The organism is Lachnoanaerobaculum sp. OBRC5-5 (assembly GCF_000296385.1).
Taxonomy (GTDB): Bacteria; Bacillota; Clostridia; order Lachnospirales; family Lachnospiraceae; genus Lachnoanaerobaculum.
This window is the reverse complement of the sequence record NZ_JH815185.1, coordinates 1,471,108-1,489,535: the sequence shown is the minus strand read 5'-3', so window position 1 is coordinate 1,489,535 and position 18,428 is coordinate 1,471,108. Positions and strand designations below refer to the sequence as shown.

Sequence of the window (18,428 nt, the reverse complement as noted above, 5' to 3'; positions counted from 1 at the left end):
AGCTTTGTCTACAGGAAAAGAGGTATTATGCCAATAAAAATACAAAAAGGACTGCCGGCAAAAGAGATACTTGAATCTGAGAATATATTTGTAATGGATGAGGATAGGGCTATTTCTCAGGATATCAGACCATTGCAGATTTTGATATTAAACTTGATGCCTATAAAAGAAGATACAGAGACTCAGATTCTTAGGGCATTATCAAATAGCCCATTGCAGGTAGACTGTTCATTTTTGATGATGAAAAGTCATCAGTCAAAGAATACAAGCCAAAGTCATATAAATAAATTTTATACCTTTTTTGAAGATATAAAAAATGATAAATATGATGGTATGATAATAACAGGTGCCCCTGTAGAACTTATGGATTTTGAAGAGGTAAATTATTGGAGTGAGCTTTGTGAAATAATGGAATGGTCAAAGACTCATGTAACATCTACTCTGCATATTTGTTGGGCGGCACAGGCAGGGCTTTACTATCATTTTGGAATACCCAAATATGAGAGAAAAGAAAAGCTGGCAGGAGTGTTCGTACACGAGATTTTAAAGAAAAAAGTGCCATTAGTCAGAAGTATGGATGATTTTGTAAACTGCCCACATTCAAGGAATACGGAAGTTAAATTGGAAGATGTATTAAAACATCCTGAGCTTCAGGTTTTGGCCAAGTCTGACGAAGCGGGAGTACTCCTTGTGCTTAATGAGTATGGCAGCGGATCTCAAGTTTTTATACAGGGACATCCCGAGTATGACAGAATGACTCTCAGTAATGAGTACCACAGAGATGTTGCAAAGGGTTTGAATCCTGCATTGCCGAAGAACTATTTCAGTGACAATGATCCTTTTTCAAGACCTGTGTTGAGCTGGAGAAATTTTTCCAATACATTATACGGAAACTGGCTGAATTTCTATGTATATCAGAACACACCGTATGAGCTTTCCAACAATTTTGATTGGGTAATTTAAAACTCAAAAGGTGTCAAAATATTTTTTGATTAGAACATTATTTTGAGTAAATAAGTTCAAAAAATATGGATTTTATGATAGAATTGAGCTATATAAGTTTAAAGGAGTATGTTTATGAGCGGAAAGTATGTTGCCTATGTGGGATCTTATTCATATACAGGAAAAGCAAAGGGAATTACAATATATGATGTGGATACAAAGAAGGGCTGTTTTGTCAAAAAAGATGAAGTGGATGTAGACAACTCTTCCTATGTCATCAAATCAAGAGACCAGAAGACATTGTATTCAATTGCCGATGAAGGAATCGTTTCATTCAGAATTTTGCCTGACGGAGGGCTTGAAAGATTAAACTCTGTAAAGATAAACGGAATGAGAGGTTGTCATCTTTCAACAGATATAAAAGATAAATTTATATTCGTATCCGGATATCATGACGGGAAAATTACGGTTTTGAAGCTTCACAAGGACGGAAGTGTGGGAGAGATAGTGGATGAGGTTTATCACAAAGGACTTGGCTCCATAGCTGAAAGAAATTTCAGACCTCATGTAAGCTGTACAAGAACAACTCCTGACGGACATTTTGTTATGGCTGCCGACCTTGGAATAGATCAGGTGAAAATATATCATTTTGACAATAAAGATGAGAGACTCTCCCTTGTCGATATGATTCCGTGCGATATAAATTCCGCACCGAGATTTTTTGAATTTTCGAGGGACGGAAAGTTTCTATACCTGATGTATGAGATGAAAAATGTGGTGGATGTATTTACCTATGAAGCTAAGCCGGGTTGCAGAATGCCTCAGATTGAGAAGATTCAAACAGTGCCTACAACAGGAAGCAATAAGCTCTCGGAACTTACAGCCGCAACCACACTGACACTTAATGCCGATGAGAAATTCCTATTTACAACAAATGCCGGTGACAATTCGGTATGTTTGTATGAAAGAGATGCCGAGACCGGACTTTTAAAAGAGAAGATGTGTCTTCCAATAAGCGGTGAGTATCCGAAGGATGTGGCGATTTTCCCTGACAATCATCATATTGCATCCATAAATCATGAGAGCGGAAGTATTACATTCTTTAAGATAGATTATTCAACAGGTCTGATTGTGATGTGCTCAAATATTATAAGAGTTAATCAGCCTAATTGCTGTGTCATAGTGGAGGTATAATGGCAGGTTCAAGTTTTGGAAAAAGCTTTGTAGTTACAACTTTTGGAGAGTCACATGGAGTAGCTTTGGGTGCTATAGTGGACGGCGTGCCGGCAGGTATAGAACTAAGTGAAGAGGATATCCAAAAGTTTCTGGACAGAAGAAAACCGGGACAGAGTACTGTTACCACATCCAGAAATGAAAACGACAAATGTCGTATTTATTCCGGAGTGTTTGGCGGTAAAACAACAGGTACACCTATTATGGTGATGCTTGAAAATCAGTCTCAAAGGTCACAGGACTACGATGAACTGGCTATTACTTACAGACCCGGACATGCCGATTTCTCATTTGATTCAAAGTTCGGCTTCAGAGATTACCGCGGCGGCGGAAGAAGCTCAGGTAGAGAAACAATAGGCAGAGTAATAGGGGGTGCCATAGCTATAAAGGCACTTGAAATGCTGGGTATCAAGGTACAGGCATTCACTCAAAGTATAGGAAATGTATATGCCGAAAACTTTAACCTTGAAGAGTGCAGTGAAAATGATGTATATATGCCTGATAATGAAGCTGCCGACAAGGCGGTGGAGCTTATAAAAAGAGCCAAGGAAGAGAAAGATTCTTTGGGCGGTATCATAGGATGTATAGCAACAGGTGTAATGCCGGGACTTGGAGAACCGGTATTTGATAAGCTTGATGCAAGGCTCTCAGCAGCTGTCATGAGTATAGGTGCTATAAAAGGAGTGGAGTTTGGTGCAGGTTTTCATGTAAGTACTATGAAAGGATCACAAAATAATGACTCTTTCTTTGTAGATGAGGATGATACCGGACTTCATATCAGAAAAAAGACAAATATGTCAGGAGGTATACTTGGGGGAATAAGTGACGGTTCACCTATAATTATCAATGCGGCGGTAAAGCCTACACCATCTATTGCAAGAGAGCAGGAAACTGTGAATGCGATAAATGAAGAGGTGGAACTTGAGATAAAGGGCAGACATGACCCGGTTATAGTTCCAAGAGCTGTAGTGGTGGTAGAGAGCATGGTTGCAATTACCTTGTTTGATATGGTACTTGAGAATATGAAATCCAAAATGGATAATGTTTTGAAGGTTTACAAAAATTAAATATAAATATGAGTATAGGGGCTTTTAATTCACGATTGATTTGTGGATTTAAAAGCCTTGTTTTTAAGGAGATACTATGAAGTGGTATGACAGTGCGGTGTTTTATCATATTTATCCTATCGGAATGACAGGAGCACCGAAAACAAATTCGTTTGAAATAAATGAGCATAGATTAAATAAGCTTTTGCCTTGGATAGGTCATATAAAGAGGCTTGGATGCAATGCGATATATATCGGGCCGCTATTTGAGTCTGTAGGCCATGGTTATGAGACTGTAGACTATAAAAAGCTTGATTCAAGACTTGGGGACAATGAGGACTTAAAAGCCTTTATAAATACCTGTCATGAAAATGATATAAAAGTTATAGTGGATGGTGTATTCAATCATGTAGGCAGAGAATTCTTTGCATTTAAGGATGTAAAAGAGAAAAGAGAAAACAGTGCATACAAGGAATGGTTTAAAAATCTGCATTTTGATTGGAATAATGATTATAATGACGGATTATATTATGACAGCTGGGACGGACACGGTACTCTTGTAAATCTCAATCATCAAAATCCGGCAGTAAGAGAGTATATGCTGGATGTGGCAAGATTTTGGATAAGTGAGTTTGATATAGACGGAATAAGGCTTGATGCTGCAGATGTACTTGACTTTACCTTTATGAGTGAGCTGAGGTCTGTGACGGATTCTTGCAAGCAGGATTTTTGGCTTATGGGTGAAGTGATTCACGGAGATTACACCAGATGGGTAAATGAAAATATGCTTCAGTCGGTAACCAATTATTGGTTGCACAAGGCTCTTTATTCAGGACACAATGATCATAACTACTTTGAGATAGCACATACCGTAAAGCGTTGTACAGATATGGGAATGCATATCGCCAATGCTTTTTATAACTTTGTTGACAATCATGATGTGGCAAGAATTTATACAAAGCTAAATAATAAGAATCATTTTGCACCTGTACATGTGCTTTTATATACATTGCCCGGAAAGCCGTCCATATACTACGGCTCGGAGTTTGCTATTGAGGGCGAGAAGAAACCTTATGCAGATGATATACTTAGACCTGAGCTAAACTTTGAGGATTATAAGACTGCATTAGAATCAAATAAAAATACCAAACTGATTGCAGCCTTGGGAAATATGAGAATTTCAAATCCATGGGTTGGAGAGGCAGGCTATAGAGAGCTTTTGCTTACAAACAGACAGTATGCATTTTTAAGAGAGTATGGAGATAAAAGACTTGTTGCCATAGTAAATAATGATGACATTAATGCAGATGTTCATTTAAATATCAGCGGTGAATTTACAGAAATCTTCTCAGGAGAAAAAAGGAATTTCGACGGGAATATGCATGTAAATATCCCCGGAAATTCCGGACAGGTATGGATAGGGTAAAACCTATCCTATTTCTTTAATTTAAGATAATCAACCACTATCAATCCTATATCCAAAACAGACAAAAGAGAAAGTATTATCTGTGTTGTAATATATGCCGGCATAAATGCCGAATCACTGTAGTTGTTATCTGCATAATTATAAAGGAATATACGTGGTGCAATTTTATCCGCATTAAATATCAATATCAACAGTACAAGCAGAATTGCAACCTTGTAAGCTATATAGGTTATGCTGTTATCATCGTTTCTATTCATAATGAACCTCCTGAAGTGCGCGGTTAAGTAGGTATTACTAACATAAATATATATTATTTGAAGTTAAAGTTCAATAGTACACATATTTTATATATTATAGCACTAACAATAGGTAAAAGACCAAAATAATCTAAAAAAAGGTCTGATATTGTTCTAAGCTTGGTCGTATTATTGTCGTTGTTATTATCTACATTATCAGTAGGCTGATGCAAATTATTATCAGTATTTGAATTGTCTGAGTTTTCTTCATTATTTAAATTTTTATTAGATAAATTTTTCCCATTTCCATACTCCTCCTCTTATATATCTGTCACTAGAACAATTCAGAATGACTTCCCACCCTATTTAACATCAGTACAAGTATCTCTTCACGAATTTCATATATAAGTAACCAATCCGGTTCTATATGACATTCTCCGGTATCTTTATAATTACCTGTAAGCTCGTGATCTCTATACTTTGCCGGCAATTGGTTTCCGTTTGCCAAAATCTCAATTATCTCAAACAGTTTATCGATATTCTTATTTTGCTTTTTTGCAAGTTTCAAATCTCTTTTAAACTGAGTAGTAAATTTTATAGTGTACTTCATACATCCAAAGCATCTCTTAGTTCTTTAATGCTGTTATATCCTTTGACAGAATCGTCATTAAAGAGCTTGCGTCCTTCTTCAATAGCAGCCTTTGTATCTTTGTTAGGTGTGTCAAGCTTCAGCTCAAACGGGATGCCGTTTTCTCTGACTGCCGTTCTCAAAAACATATTTATAGCTGTTGTCATATTGAGACCAAGTTGGTTGAAAATTTCTTCAGCCTGATCCTTTATATTTTTATCTGTTCTTATATTTAGATTTGTAGTCATACATCTACCTCCAATATCTAAAATATAGTTTAAAATTCGTGCAATGTCAATACACTGTAATAATAATGAACAGTTTATATAAGCCATATTTATAAGCATATATTTTATATTGAAAACAGAATAAAAAACTTGATAGATACAATTGAAATGTTTATACTGTTAGCGATTAATTTTGAGTTTTGTATTTATAGAAAGGTGATATATATTAGATGAAGAAAATAATAATTGCGATTGCAATAATAATTGTACTTGTTGCAATCGGATTGTATTGCAGATTTATTCTTGGTCTTGCATCACAGATAGCCGCACCGAATGTATCCACACTTGATAAAGAGATATCTTGGGAAAAGGAACATGGACTTTGGGGAAATTATGACTCATATGAAAAAGAGGAGTATACAGTAAAAGGATATAAAGACTATGAGTTGCATGTTACTTTGGTAAAAAATCCTGTAGAGACCGATAAATATGTGATTATAAGCCACGGTTTTAAGTCAAACAGATATGGTGCCGTAAAATATGTGGATACTTATATGGACCTTGGATTTAACTGTATCATTTATGATTTAAGAGACCATGGCGAGAATACAAAAACAGCAGTGAGCCTTGGACAATTTGAGTCTGAAGATCTTGAAAAGCTTATTGAGGACAGCTATAGCAGATATGGAAATATTAAGCTTGGGCTTCACGGTGAGTCTATGGGTTCCGCAACTTCTCTGACGGTACTTGCAAAAAAGCCGAAGGTGGATTTTGTGGTGGCGGACTGCGGTTTTTCAAATCTTTATGATTTGATTTATAAAGCTTATGATCTTGCTAAGGCTCCCTTTGTCTTGCCGAGTGTAAATATAGCCATGAAGCTAAGATACGGATATGATATGAAAAAGACTTCACCAAAGGATGCACTTGTGGGAAATGAAGTACCTATATGCTTTATACACGGTGAGGCGGATACCTTTATTTTGCCTGAGAATTCGCAGGTAAATAAGGCCGCTACAGCAGGGTATTCAGAGCTTCATTTGGTACCTGATGCCGCACATGCAAGGTCTAGAGAAGTTTTGGGTGAAGCTGAGTACAGAAGCATAATAAGTAATTTTTTAAACAATATAGATTTTAATTAATAAAATTACCTCGGAAAGCATAATGTTTTCTGAGGTTTTTTATTACTAATTACGTCTATAAAAACTTTAAAAATATTATTCTGTAAGTTTAATGGCAGTTTACCATAGTCATTATAGATTTTGCTTAAAATATTGGGATAAATTAACATTAAAGACAGAAAAATAAATAAAAATAAAGTCCTTGACAGCGGTTTCAGATAATGTATAATATTCTTTGTTTAATAACACTAAACTTTTTACTTAGAAATAGTGTGCAACACAAAGAAAGGCTTTTTATGGAGATCGGTTCAAAACTAAAAAGACTCAGAGTGCTTGCGGGACTTACACAAGAAGAGCTTGCTGATAGAGCGGAATTGTCCAAAGGATTTATTTCGCAGCTGGAGAATGATCTGACTTCACCGTCTATAGCAACTCTTCTTGATATTTTGCAATGCCTTGGAGTGGAAATAAAGGACTTCTTTGATGAAGAAACCGAAACGCAGGTGGTTTTTACAGAAGAAGATTACTTTATTAAAGAGGATAAAGAACTTAATAATACCATCGAATGGATAATACCGAATGCACAAAAAAATATGATGGAGCCTATACTTCAGACTATTGAACCGGGAGGTATGACATATCCTGACAATCCACATGACGGAGAGGAGTTCGGATATATTCTTTCCGGAACTGTGGAGATACATAGGGGAAATGATGTGTATTTGGCAAAAAAAGGAGAGGCTTTTTATTTTACATCTGATAAAAAGCATTATATCAGCTCAAAGCGAGGTGCAAGACTTATTTGGGTCAGCACACCGCCTAATTTTTAAAAATTGGAGGAAGTATGTCAACATCCCTTATTGATTTGGAGCATATCTCAAAGAGTTTTGACGGAGAGATTGTTTTGGATGATTTAAACTTATCAATTAAAGAAAATTCATTTGTAACTTTACTCGGTCCTTCGGGTTGCGGTAAGACGACCACCCTTAGAATAATAGGTGGATTTGCACAGGCAGATACCGGAAGAGTAATTTTTGACGGCAAGGATATATCAAATCTGCCGCCGAATAAAAGAAATTTAAATACGGTATTTCAAAAGTATGCATTATTTCCTCATATGAACATTGCGGAGAATATAGCCTTCGGTTTGAAGATAAAAAATAAATCAAAGGCATATATTGACGATAAGATAAAATATGCGCTTAAGCTGGTAAATCTCTCCGGATATGAAAACAGAAATATAAATTTACTCTCAGGCGGACAGCAGCAAAGAATTGCAATTGCAAGAGCTATAGTAAATGAGCCGAAGGTACTCTTACTTGATGAGCCGCTTGGTGCACTTGATTTAAAACTTCGTCAGGATATGCAATATGAGCTTATCAGACTTAAGAATGAGCTGGGTATCACTTTCGTCTATGTTACACATGATCAGGAAGAGGCACTTACAATGTCCGATACCATCGTGGTTATGAATCAGGGATATATACAGCAGATGGGTACTCCTGAGCAGATATATAATGAGCCTGAAAATGCCTTTGTAGCGGACTTTATAGGCGAATCAAATATAATCGGCGGAACCATGGTACAGGATAAGCTTGTAGATATATTCGGAGCAAAATTTGCCTGCGTGGATGTGGGATTCGGTACCAATAAGCCTGTTGACGTTGTAATAAGACCTGAGGATATTGACCTTGTAGAACCTGAAAAGGGAACTTTGGTAGGCAGAGTTACTCATTTGATATTTAAGGGAGTGCATTATGAGATGGAAGTTACTACTCCGAACGGATATGAGTGGCTGGTACATTCTACAGATATGTTCCCGGTAGGCAAGGAAGTCGGCATCAGTGTGGATCCTTTTGATATACAGATAATGAACAAGCCTGAGTCTGAGGATGAGGAGGCTGTGGGTGTAAATGAATAAGGATTTAAGAAAAGTACTTGCATTCCCATATATTCTTTGGATGATAGGTTTTACAATAATACCTCTTTCACTGATTTTTATATATGGATTGACTGATAGGAGCGGAAGCTTTACAGCGGCAAATGTGCTTTCAATATTTGCAAAAGACCATTTTAAGGCACTTGTATTATCCATAATATTATCAATTGTAAGTACGGCTATTTGCCTTGTAATGGCATTTCCGCTGGCACTTACTTTGAAAAGCAAAAAGCTTAATAAAGGAAGCCTTATAGTATTTATATTTATTTTACCTATGTGGATGAACTTCCTGCTTAGAACTCTAGCATGGCTTTCACTTTTGGAGAAAAACGGAATAATAAATACGATTTTAAACTTCTTGCATCTGCCTAGTTTAAATATCATCAATACACCGGCAGCCATTATACTCGGTATGGTTTACAACTATCTGCCTTTTATGGTACTGCCTATATATAATGTACTTGAAAAGATAGATGACAATACAATAAATGCCGCAAGAGATCTTGGTGCAAATACAATGCAGACACTTACAAAGGTAATAATACCTCTTAGTATTCCGGGTATTGTCAGCGGCATAACAATGGTATTTGTGCCGGCACTGACAACATTTGTTATCAGCAATATCCTTGGCGGAAGCAAGGTGCTTTTGATAGGAAATGTAATAGAGCAGGAATTTACAAAGGGAAGCAATTGGAATCTCGGTTCCGGACTTTCACTGGTAATGATGATCTTTATACTTATCAGTATGGCATTTATTGCCAAGTATGATAAAGACGGGGAGGGCATGAGCGTTTGATTTATTCAAAGATAAGAAAAGTACTGGGAGATTTTTACCTGGTATTTATATTGATTTTTTTATATGCCCCGATAGCAACCCTTATGATACTGAGTTTTAATGCTTCAAAGTCAAGGAACAGATGGGGTGGATTTACTTTTGACTGGTATGGAGAGCTTTTTAAAAGCGCCACAATAATGTCTGCCTTCAGAAACACATTGGTTATCGCATTTTTATCGGCACTTATTGCAACCATTATAGGAACTGTGGCGGCATTAGGTATCAACAATATGAGAAAGGTACCTAAGACAGTGGTAATGGCTGTCAACAATATTCCTATGCTGAATGCGGATATTGTAACAGGTATCTCTTTGATGCTTGGATTTATAGCTTTTGGAATAAGCCTTGGATTTAAGACTATTCTTATAAGTCATATTACATTTAATATTCCGTATGTAATACTGTCTGTAATGCCGAAGCTTAAGCAGACTGAGAGAGTTACATACGAGGCGGCACTGGATCTAGGTGCTACACCTGTTACGGCATTTTTTAAGGTGGTATTTCCGGATATATTCCCGGGAGTAATATCGGGATTTTTACTTGCCTTTACCATGTCACTGGATGATTTTATAATAACACATTTTACAAAGGGTGCAGGTATAAACACTATATCAACTCTGGTATATTCAGAGGTTAGAAGAGGTATAAAGCCGAGTCTGTACGCCCTTTCTACAATCATTTTTGCTACCGTTTTGATACTGCTGATAGTATCAAATATTGCACAGAATAAAATAAAGAAAAAATAAATAGAAGATAAGAGGAAATAAACGTGAAAAAGAAATTTGTAAGTATAATGACATTAATGAGCCTACTTTCTGTGGCTGTATTATCAGGATGCGGAAAAAGCGATGCAGGTGCCAAGGCAGGCAGTGCAGGCGAGCTTTATGTATACAACTGGGGTGAGTATATTGACGAGAGTGTTGTAGAGGAGTTTGAAAAAGAGACCGGTATCAAGGTTGTTTATGATATGTTTGAGACCAATGAGGAAATGTATCCGGTACTTGAGGCAGGCGGTGTGGTATATGACGTAGTATGCCCTTCAGATTATATGATTGAGAAGATGATACAAAATGATATGCTTGTGGAAATCGACTTTAACAATGTGCCGAATGTAAAGAATATCGACCCTAAATATATGGAGATGTCAAAGGCTTTCGACCCTGAGAACAAGTACTCGGTACCGTATACATGGGGAACTGTGGGTATACTTTATAACACTTCCATGGTAAAGGACGATATAACAAGCTGGGGAGACCTTTGGAATCCCAAGTATCAGGGAAATATCCTTATGCAGGACTCTGTAAGAGACGCTTTTATGGTCGGTGAGAAGCTGCTCGGATATTCTATGAACACTACCGACAAGTCGGAACTTGAAAAGGTAAAGGATAAACTTATAGAGCAAAAGCCTCTTGTTCAGGCTTATGTTGTGGATCAGGTTAGAGATAAGATGATCGGCGGTGAGGCTGCTATAGGAGTTATCTATTCAGGTGAGATGCTCTATGTTCAAAATGAGGTTGCAAAGGCCGGCGGAGACTTTGAACTTAAGTATGTGATACCTAAAGAGGGTACAAATGTATGGATTGATTCATGGGTAATTCCGAAGAATGCAAAGAATAAGGAAAATGCGGAGAAGTGGATAGACTTCTTAAACAGACCTGAGATTGCAAAGAAAAACTTTGAATATATTACATACCCTACACCTAACAAGGCTGCATATGATTTACTTGATAAGGATTTGCAGGACAATACGGCGCTCTTCCCGACAGATGATATGTTAAAGAACAGCGAAGTATTTAAGTATCTCGGAGATGAGGGCGACAGCCTTTACAATGACCTTTGGAAAGAAGTTAAAGGGAACTAAAAAAGTATCCCACAGACTTAGTGTAGTCTGTGGGATATTTTTTATGGGTATAGAAATTTTTAAACAAATCTTACCCTATCAGCGATATTTTCTTTTTCCTTAGGACCAGGTTCTGTAACAATTCCTCCAAAAGGCATTTGTGCGATTAATTTCCATGACTTAGGAATTTCAAACATTTCTTGTACAAGGCTGTCGATTACAGGATTATAGTGCTGTAAGTTTGCACCGATTCCAAGCTCCCTAAGAGCTGTCCAGATATTTATTTGCAACATACCGTTTGCTTGATTAGCCCAAACAGGAAAGTTATCTGCATATGTCGGGAACTTTTTTTGCAGTGTTGCTACAACTTCTTCATCATAAAAATAAAGTATTGTACCTGCTGCAGCCTTAAATCCGTCGATTTTTTCACGAGGAACCTTGCCCTCAAAAGTATCAAATATTTTATCCCAAAGCTCATCCTGTCTCTTATCCATAACGACAAGTACACGAGCACTTTTCATATTAAAGGCATCAGGTACCAGTTCGGTGATCTCTTCAATGATCTTTTTTACTTCATCATTTGATACCGGAAGTGTTTTGTTTAGATTATAGTAAGTCCTTCTTTGTTTTAAATTATCTATAAGTTTCATAAAATCTCCAATCTATTCCTATATAATAAATATGTATGTAATATGGAATGTCTGATTATTATAGTCTATTTTTTAATTATTTTAAAGTAAGATACTTTTAATATATAAAACCGGTTTTTTATTTTCGGTTTGTGATACAATATAGTTGTTACCATATATGTTGTTTGCATGGAATAAAGGAGGGAAGTATGGAGTTTATAAAAAGGCATAGAAGGTTTCTTATAAATACACTTATCTATATCATTGCTTTTGTTGTAATTGTTATTCCTATGGATATATGGATATATAAGGGATTAAACCTTTATAGGCTGGGAAAAAGTGCCGTTTATGTTTTTGGAATATGGTTCGGCGTATCTGCAATAATTGCCGCTATAAATTATTATGAAAATAAGGATAATAAATGAAGGCGAAGATTTTATGTTTTAACTGACAACTCAAGAAGTTGAGGAACTTTCAAGGTGCAAAAATTTCACCTTGAACAGAGGCACCGGACGATGGAGTAATATTAAGTACAATCCTCATGCTTTTACCGAGCAGGGAATCTATATGCTGATGACAGTTCTCAAAGGAGAGCTTGCGGTCAAGCAGAGTAAAGCTTTGATTCGTACATTTAAGAGAATGAAAGATTACATCGTAAAAAATCAATGGTTGATTGGGAAAAGAGAGTTTTTGCAGAAGAAGAGGAATTATGCTATACACATTAATATTAAAAAATATGAAATCAAAGTATAAAGATTATATATTCTATTTGGTAAGTTCGGTGATAGCAGTAGCAGGATATATCATTATATCAAGTTATTTGAATGCTATGAGAGAAGTTGTAAAAATAGAAAATATTAAAATTATGAACAATGAGATTAGCACACTCAAATGGATTTCTTATGTGTTCCTGTTTATTTCGTTATGCTTTATTATTTATACATTTTTAAACTACACAAAAAAGAAAAGCAGAGATTATGCTATTTTTATTATTTTAGGACAGAAAAAATCAAATTTATTCAAATGTATAATAATTGAACTTCTTGCCACATATATTGTATCCATGATTTTGGGGAGCATGATTGGGGCGTCTTTTTACCATGGAAGTATATACCTTTTTAAAAAAGTGTTTTTATATGAATTTCCGATGGTTATATATCCAATAAAAAGCTATATTTTCATTTATATGATATATTTTGCTTTATATTTTATATCTGCTCTTTGTATTTATATTAAGATAAGAAAAATGAAATTAAATGATTTGCTTATAGAGGAACAAAGAGCAGATACATTAGCTAAAAAAGGCTGGTATAGATTTGTATTTGGAATTATTTTGTCGATACTTTCTTTGTATGTTATTTTAATTCAACAAGGAGGTGTAATTTTACGAACATTTTATTCCATATTGTTAATTTCTATAGGGCTATATTTTATTTTTGTATCTATGGCATTTCCTATACTACAATTATTAAGAGGAGAAACAAAGTTATATTATAAAAATTTTTTATTTATAAATAATTTTGTCTTTAGATTCAATAAATTTAATAAGATTATATATTTTTCATTATTAAGTGGAATAATCCTACTTGTTTTCATAGGAGTAAATATTTATAATGCCATATATGCAAATACAGTAGAAAGCTATCAAATGATGTACCCAAATGACTTTGTTATAGAGAGCTATTCTGTGCCAAATACCTTGATTGAAAGCCTGAAAAATTCAAAAATTCCTATGGATATATCTGCACTGGAGGTTTCGGAAATAAAAAATAACCAAAATATAGGGGATATAAGATGTGTAGATATTGAACGCTATAATACCTTTCGCAATAAAAATTGGACTCTAAAGAGTGGAGAGATAATAGGGATTGATTTGAGATTGGAGGAAGATTTTGAGGCGTTAAATGGAGAGAGTTTTATATCGATTTACACTATAAATGGACAACAATTTGACTATAGTATTAAAAGCAGATATTGGGAAAATATATTTGGAGTATTTGAAAACTATGGAAATGAATATATGTTTTTGATGAATCACAGAGACTATGAGGATATCAGCAGATATGGACAGAATAAACATATTATATTTGTAAATGCAAAAGAGCATGGAGATCAAAATCGTATTAAACAAGTACTGAATGATTACGAACAACAAGATGAAATGAAAGTAAGAATATATGAAAAGGATAAATATGTAGAAATAAATAGAAATGTAATACTTTGTATGCTTATTGTCTTTGTATTGGTAGCCATTGTACTCACTATCTTTAAGAATAGTGCAATCTATATAAATACATTTAGCCAGATAGATTATTTGTCGGAAAAATACAAGGCGTATTATATTATGGGCATGAACAAGAAGACTATTGCTAATACTGCCACAAGAGAACTTCAATTGCCTTTTATGATTCCTGTGATATTAGCATGTATATTATCCATGATGTATCTTTATATACTATCCGGTGTTGGTGTCAATATGGTAGAGGAGAGAATTCAGATTTGCACTTTTTTTGCAATATTTATAGTTGGATATTTAACATTGGAATATATTTACTATAAAATACTTAAAAAACAATTTATTTCTTATATTTTAAGGCGATTAGGATAGGTGGGATATATGAACGAAGTTATAAAGGCTGTTGATTTAACCAAAATATATAATAAGGAAGATAAGAAGAAAAAGGAAAAAATATCTGTTAATTTAAATCAAGTCTTAAATGGTGTCAGTTTAGAGGTATATCATGGGGACTTTATTAGCATTATGGGAAAATCAGGTTGTGGAAAAACTACTTTATTAAAAATACTTGGAGGGATTGAAGAGGCAACTACCGGAAGAGCAATTGTTGGAGATATTAATTTAAGTAGTTGTTCTGATGAAATATTATCGGATGTTAGACAAAAAATAGTGGGATTTGTGTTTCAAGAATTTTATCTGGTAGATAGTCTGACTTTAAAAGAGAATATTCTATTACCTTTATATATAAGTAATAAGCCATATAGAGAGATTGAATCATTAATATTAGAAAATGCAAAAAGGTTTGAGATTGAGAAAATTTTAGACAAATATCCAACAGAAGTATCAGGTGGTGAAAAACAAAGAACTGCAATATGTAGGGCAATTATAAACGAACCTAAGATAATATTAGCAGATGAACCTACCGGGAATTTAGATAGTATTAATTCTGAAATTGTAATAAAATATTTTGAAAGATTAAACTTAGAAGAAAATCGTACTATTTTAATGGTAACACATGATCCGACAATAGCAAGTTATAGTAAAAAAGTGTTATTAATGAAAGATGGGGCTATAGTAAAACAAATTGAAAAAGAAAATGGAGAAGATAAAAAAAATTTTATACAGAGAATTGTAGAGATAATGGACTATTGATGATATTGTAATTTAATATTACTTTGGTGATGAATAAGCCGGGGATGTAGTTAAATTTGATGAAATAGATTTACAGTGAAAAATTAGTTGAGATATCAGATTATCTAGGTTAGTTAATTATTTATACTTTGAAGGGGCTATAAAAACACAGTAAAGTTTTTATAGCCTATTTTTATTTATATAAGTTGAATAAAAGTTGAAATATAAAGTGCAATAAAAATTCCCATCAATATACTAAAAAAATTACAAAAATAAGATATAAATTTTGTGATAGGTTATGCGTTTAACCGTTGTGAAAGTTAAATTCCTATTGTACAATGAATTTACTGAAAGGGGAATATATCCTTTTGGGCAATGTAGAAATGATGCACCGGTGTAATGTATCATTGATATTTAATTAAAATCAGAAATGGTAGAGCAAACCTCTTTATTATACAATACATTAGCAAAGTAGTAATAAGGCTAACATCACAACACACCGGATAATAATGGGAAAAGAAGGGATTATATGGCACAAAACAGAGTTAGGATTGTTGATGTTGCAGATGCGCTGGGGCTTAGTACAGCGACAGTTTCAAATGTGATCCATGGTAAAACCGGTAAGATTTCGGATGAAACGGTAAAAAGGGTTCAACAGGAGCTTGAAAAGACCGGATATATTCCTAATATGGCAGGAATTTTGCTTGCAAGAAATAATTCAAGAATTATCGGAGTGGTAGTCAATGACCATCCCAAATATGAGGGCAGAGTTTTAGAGGACGGATTTGTAATGTCGTCATTAAACGCACTTTCTCACGAGGTAAATAAAAAAGGATATTTCCTTATGATAAAAACAACGACAGATATCAATGAAGTAATAGTGTTTGCTTCAATGTGGAATATGGACGGGCTGATTCTGATGGGATTTTGTGAAGAGAATTATGAAAGACTGCGAAATCAGATGAGGATATCTTTTGTTGTATATGATGGCTATTTTGATAAATGCTCAAAATTTGTTAATCTTGTGATTGATCATTATGATGGAGGTTATAAGGCAGGGGAATATTTTAAGAAGCTTGGACATAAAAAAGCATTATGTATTTCAGATAATTATATATGTATGGACAAGGAGCGTATTGATGGATTTTGCAAAGCCTTTGAACCCGGTGAAACTGTAATCTGGAAAATACCTAATACAAAGAAAGGGAGAGTACAATTTTATAAGGATAAGTTTTTGGAACTTTCAAAGCTTGATATTACGGGAGTTTTTGCAGTATCTGATTATTATGCACTGGACTTTATGCAATTTTTACAGGCTAGAGGTATTCGGATTCCGAAAAATTTGCAAATAATCGGGATGGATGACAGTATGGCAAGCAGGGAAAGCGTTCCGGCATTGACTACAATTCATCAGGACGCATATTTAAGGGCAAAGGCTGCAATCAAATGTATTGAAGATATGCGTGACGGGAAGGAATATGATACAAGAATAGTTCTTCCGGTGAAACTTATAAAAAGAGAAAGTACAAGGGAATTATAATGTCAGAGTTTAGTAAATCATTATGTAAAATAGCTGTTCCTGTTACATTGCAGAGTATGTTGCAGGCATCATTTTCAATTATTGACCAGATAATGATCGGTCAGCTGGGGGAAATAAATATATCGGCAGTTGGACTGTATGGCAATTTTTCTTTAATTTTTCATGTGGTAACAGGTACGGTGGGAACTGTTGCAGGAATATTAATAGCACAGTTTATCGGAGCAAAGGATATGAAAGAAGCATGGAGCAGCTTTGATATAAGCATGGTCTGTGCAGTGATAATATCTGCATTATTTTTGTTTGCATCAGGAGTTTTTCCGACACATATTCTTGGGCTGTATACAAAGGATGCAGGTATTATAAATATGGGTGCCGTGTATTTTCGCATTGTAGCATTTTCATATATTCCGATGGCAATCAGTATCATTTTATCCACATGGCTGCGCTGTAAGGAGCATGCTGTCATACCGTTTTTAGCAAGCCTGTTAGCTGTAGGTATAAATACAGGACTTAATTATATACTTATATTTGGGAAAGCCGGATTTTTACCTATGGGAATAAAAGGTGCGGCAATTGCAACCCTTGTTTCTCAGTTATTTAACCTTATATTTATTCTTATCGGATTTATTATTTGTATTAAAAAAGATGGGGATAAGCCGATATTGTCATTACATTTTAAAAGGATCAGCATACCGGATTATTTTATAATGGTTATACCTATTCTTGTAAGTGAGTTTCTCTGGAGTCTGGGGCAGAATGTGGAAACCGGAGTGTATGGGCATCTTGATACGGCAAATCTTGCAGCATATATGCTTACGGCTCCGATTCAGGGACTGGTTATGGGTGCTTTAAGCGGTTTGTCGGCTGCGGCAGGTGTTATGGTCGGAAAGAGGCTTGGAAAGAAAGAGTATGAGGAGGCATATAGGGAATCAGGGAAAATTATGATTGCGGGGTTAATAGGTGCAGTCTTTATATCATCAATTCTTATATTGTTGGCAGGAGTCTATACAGGATTTTATCAGGTGGATTATAATGTAAAAGAGCTTGGGAAAATTCTTCTTGTAATATTTGCCCTATATGCTCCGGTAAAGGTTGAAAATATGATCCTTGGAGGAGGCATTATAAGAAGTGGAGGAAACACAAAAATTATAATGATTATTGACATTATAGGAACATGGTGTATAGGAATTCCTCTTTGTACGCTTGCAGCATACATATTTAAATGGGGAATTGTGGGTGTATATACATTGCTTACTACAGAAGAGATATTTAGACTTGTTGTATCACTTGTTATTTTTAAGAAACGCACATGGATGATAAGTTTATCATAAAGATATCTATTATATACAATTGATGAGTTTAGTAATCAGTGGGGCTGTGAAATAAGTCCCTAAAAGAAATAGGACCATTTGATCATTCGAA

The 18,428-nt window shown here is 34.9% G+C and carries 19 protein-coding genes and 1 pseudogene; 16 read left to right on the top strand and 4 right to left on the bottom strand.

Going from position 1 to position 18,428, the window contains the following annotated elements; translation table 11 throughout:
* Positions 1-27: 27 nt before the first annotated feature.
* From metA to HMPREF1135_RS07070, 4 genes are all read left to right on the top strand, one after another.
* Positions 28-963 (top strand): homoserine O-acetyltransferase MetA, encoded by a 936-nt coding sequence (metA, locus tag HMPREF1135_RS07085; RefSeq protein ID WP_007593559.1) that lies wholly within the window; start codon positions 28-30, stop codon positions 961-963.
* A gap of 114 nt (positions 964-1,077) precedes the next feature.
* Positions 1,078-2,136 (top strand): lactonase family protein, encoded by a 1,059-nt coding sequence (locus HMPREF1135_RS07080; RefSeq protein WP_007593558.1) that lies wholly within the window; start codon positions 1,078-1,080, stop codon positions 2,134-2,136.
* Positions 2,136-3,242, top strand: a complete 1,107-nt coding sequence (aroC, locus tag HMPREF1135_RS07075; RefSeq protein WP_007593557.1) for a chorismate synthase — start codon at positions 2,136-2,138, stop codon at positions 3,240-3,242. The genes HMPREF1135_RS07080 and aroC overlap by 1 nt, the downstream gene beginning before the upstream one ends.
* Before the next feature lie 76 nt (positions 3,243-3,318).
* Positions 3,319-4,647, top strand: a complete 1,329-nt coding sequence (locus HMPREF1135_RS07070; RefSeq protein WP_007593556.1) for an alpha-amylase family glycosyl hydrolase — start codon at positions 3,319-3,321, stop codon at positions 4,645-4,647.
* An 8-nt stretch (positions 4,648-4,655) separates the two neighbouring features.
* Here the strand turns inward: HMPREF1135_RS07070 and HMPREF1135_RS07065 are convergent, their stop codons facing one another.
* From HMPREF1135_RS07065 to HMPREF1135_RS07055, 3 genes are all read right to left on the bottom strand, one after another.
* Positions 4,656-4,904: a hypothetical protein gene (locus tag HMPREF1135_RS07065; RefSeq protein ID WP_007593555.1), complete on the bottom strand. Its 249-nt coding sequence runs from the start codon at positions 4,902-4,904 to the stop codon at positions 4,656-4,658.
* Between the two features lie 313 nt (positions 4,905-5,217).
* The gene (locus HMPREF1135_RS07060; RefSeq protein WP_007593553.1) at positions 5,218-5,493 is read right to left on the bottom strand and encodes a type II toxin-antitoxin system YafQ family toxin; all 276 of its coding nucleotides are present in this window, start codon (positions 5,491-5,493) and stop codon (positions 5,218-5,220) included.
* On the bottom strand, positions 5,490-5,759 hold the full coding sequence (locus HMPREF1135_RS07055) for a type II toxin-antitoxin system RelB/DinJ family antitoxin (protein ID WP_007593551.1): 270 nt from the start codon (positions 5,757-5,759) through the stop codon (positions 5,490-5,492). Before HMPREF1135_RS07055 ends, HMPREF1135_RS07060 begins: the two co-directional genes overlap by 4 nt.
* 209 nt (positions 5,760-5,968) lie before the next feature.
* Here HMPREF1135_RS07055 and HMPREF1135_RS07050 point away from each other — a divergent pair, with 209 nt between their 5' ends.
* From HMPREF1135_RS07050 to HMPREF1135_RS07025, 6 genes are all read left to right on the top strand, one after another.
* On the top strand, positions 5,969-6,877 hold the full coding sequence (locus tag HMPREF1135_RS07050) for an alpha/beta hydrolase (RefSeq protein ID WP_007593549.1): 909 nt from the start codon (positions 5,969-5,971) through the stop codon (positions 6,875-6,877).
* Between the two features lie 275 nt (positions 6,878-7,152).
* Entirely contained in the window at positions 7,153-7,686 is a 534-nt protein-coding gene (locus HMPREF1135_RS07045; protein WP_007593546.1) for a helix-turn-helix domain-containing protein, read from the top strand.
* Between the two features lie 14 nt (positions 7,687-7,700).
* On the top strand, positions 7,701-8,777 hold the full coding sequence (locus HMPREF1135_RS07040; protein WP_007593544.1) for an ABC transporter ATP-binding protein: 1,077 nt from the start codon (positions 7,701-7,703) through the stop codon (positions 8,775-8,777).
* On the top strand, positions 8,770-9,591 hold the full coding sequence (locus HMPREF1135_RS07035; protein ID WP_007593541.1) for an ABC transporter permease: 822 nt from the start codon (positions 8,770-8,772) through the stop codon (positions 9,589-9,591). Before HMPREF1135_RS07040 ends, HMPREF1135_RS07035 begins: the two co-directional genes overlap by 8 nt.
* A complete protein-coding gene (locus tag HMPREF1135_RS07030) occupies positions 9,588-10,376 on the top strand; it encodes an ABC transporter permease (protein WP_007593539.1) in 789 nt (262 codons plus the stop codon). The genes HMPREF1135_RS07035 and HMPREF1135_RS07030 overlap by 4 nt, the downstream gene beginning before the upstream one ends.
* Before the next feature lie 23 nt (positions 10,377-10,399).
* Positions 10,400-11,491, top strand: coding sequence for an ABC transporter substrate-binding protein (locus HMPREF1135_RS07025; protein ID WP_007593537.1), 1,092 nt, complete (start codon positions 10,400-10,402; stop codon positions 11,489-11,491).
* Positions 11,492-11,550: 59 nt separating this feature from the next.
* Here the strand turns inward: HMPREF1135_RS07025 and HMPREF1135_RS07020 are convergent, their stop codons facing one another.
* A complete protein-coding gene (locus HMPREF1135_RS07020) occupies positions 11,551-12,120 on the bottom strand; it encodes a nitroreductase family protein (RefSeq protein WP_007593535.1) in 570 nt (189 codons plus the stop codon).
* A gap of 188 nt (positions 12,121-12,308) precedes the next feature.
* Between HMPREF1135_RS07020 and HMPREF1135_RS07015 the strand changes: the two genes are divergently transcribed.
* The 6 genes and pseudogenes from HMPREF1135_RS07015 to HMPREF1135_RS06990 all read left to right on the top strand — a co-directional run bounded on the left by HMPREF1135_RS07015 (position 12,309) and on the right by HMPREF1135_RS06990 (position 18,337).
* On the top strand, positions 12,309-12,524 hold the full coding sequence (locus HMPREF1135_RS07015; RefSeq protein ID WP_007593533.1) for a hypothetical protein: 216 nt from the start codon (positions 12,309-12,311) through the stop codon (positions 12,522-12,524).
* 22 nt (positions 12,525-12,546) lie between these two features.
* Positions 12,547-12,795 (top strand): annotated as a pseudogene (locus tag HMPREF1135_RS14450) (ORF6N domain-containing protein); the annotation flags it as partial.
* 133 nt (positions 12,796-12,928) lie between these two features.
* Entirely contained in the window at positions 12,929-14,707 is a 1,779-nt protein-coding gene (locus HMPREF1135_RS07005) for an FtsX-like permease family protein (RefSeq protein WP_242824845.1), read from the top strand.
* Positions 14,708-14,716: 9 nt separating this feature from the next.
* A complete protein-coding gene (locus HMPREF1135_RS07000) occupies positions 14,717-15,487 on the top strand; it encodes an ABC transporter ATP-binding protein (RefSeq protein ID WP_007593521.1) in 771 nt (256 codons plus the stop codon).
* Positions 15,488-15,995: 508 nt separating this feature from the next.
* The gene (locus HMPREF1135_RS06995; protein ID WP_007593520.1) at positions 15,996-17,006 is read left to right on the top strand and encodes a LacI family DNA-binding transcriptional regulator; all 1,011 of its coding nucleotides are present in this window, start codon (positions 15,996-15,998) and stop codon (positions 17,004-17,006) included.
* Positions 17,006-18,337, top strand: a complete 1,332-nt coding sequence (locus tag HMPREF1135_RS06990) for an MATE family efflux transporter (protein WP_007593519.1) — start codon at positions 17,006-17,008, stop codon at positions 18,335-18,337. The genes HMPREF1135_RS06995 and HMPREF1135_RS06990 overlap by 1 nt, the downstream gene beginning before the upstream one ends.
* Positions 18,338-18,428 lie beyond the last annotated feature (91 nt).

Coding starts and splice junctions, on each gene's coding strand:
- HMPREF1135_RS07015 (WP_007593533.1), top strand. CDS start 12,309: ATGGAGTTTATAAAAAGGCATAGAAGGTTTCTTATAAATACACTTATC.
- HMPREF1135_RS07055 (WP_007593551.1), bottom strand. CDS start 5,759: ATGACTACAAATCTAAATATAAGAACAGATAAAAATATAAAGGATCAG.
- HMPREF1135_RS07020 (WP_007593535.1), bottom strand. CDS start 12,120: ATGAAACTTATAGATAATTTAAAACAAAGAAGGACTTACTATAATCTA.
- HMPREF1135_RS07040 (WP_007593544.1), top strand. CDS start 7,701: ATGTCAACATCCCTTATTGATTTGGAGCATATCTCAAAGAGTTTTGAC.
- aroC (WP_007593557.1), top strand. CDS start 2,136: ATGGCAGGTTCAAGTTTTGGAAAAAGCTTTGTAGTTACAACTTTTGGA.
- metA (WP_007593559.1), top strand. CDS start 28: ATGCCAATAAAAATACAAAAAGGACTGCCGGCAAAAGAGATACTTGAA.
- HMPREF1135_RS06990 (WP_007593519.1), top strand. CDS start 17,006: ATGTCAGAGTTTAGTAAATCATTATGTAAAATAGCTGTTCCTGTTACA.
- HMPREF1135_RS07080 (WP_007593558.1), top strand. CDS start 1,078: ATGAGCGGAAAGTATGTTGCCTATGTGGGATCTTATTCATATACAGGA.
- HMPREF1135_RS07035 (WP_007593541.1), top strand. CDS start 8,770: ATGAATAAGGATTTAAGAAAAGTACTTGCATTCCCATATATTCTTTGG.
- HMPREF1135_RS07045 (WP_007593546.1), top strand. CDS start 7,153: ATGGAGATCGGTTCAAAACTAAAAAGACTCAGAGTGCTTGCGGGACTT.
- HMPREF1135_RS07070 (WP_007593556.1), top strand. CDS start 3,319: ATGAAGTGGTATGACAGTGCGGTGTTTTATCATATTTATCCTATCGGA.
- HMPREF1135_RS07050 (WP_007593549.1), top strand. CDS start 5,969: ATGAAGAAAATAATAATTGCGATTGCAATAATAATTGTACTTGTTGCA.
- HMPREF1135_RS07060 (WP_007593553.1), bottom strand. CDS start 5,493: ATGAAGTACACTATAAAATTTACTACTCAGTTTAAAAGAGATTTGAAA.
- HMPREF1135_RS06995 (WP_007593520.1), top strand. CDS start 15,996: ATGGCACAAAACAGAGTTAGGATTGTTGATGTTGCAGATGCGCTGGGG.
- HMPREF1135_RS07005 (WP_242824845.1), top strand. CDS start 12,929: ATGAGAGAAGTTGTAAAAATAGAAAATATTAAAATTATGAACAATGAG.
- HMPREF1135_RS07065 (WP_007593555.1), bottom strand. CDS start 4,904: ATGAATAGAAACGATGATAACAGCATAACCTATATAGCTTACAAGGTT.
- HMPREF1135_RS07000 (WP_007593521.1), top strand. CDS start 14,717: ATGAACGAAGTTATAAAGGCTGTTGATTTAACCAAAATATATAATAAG.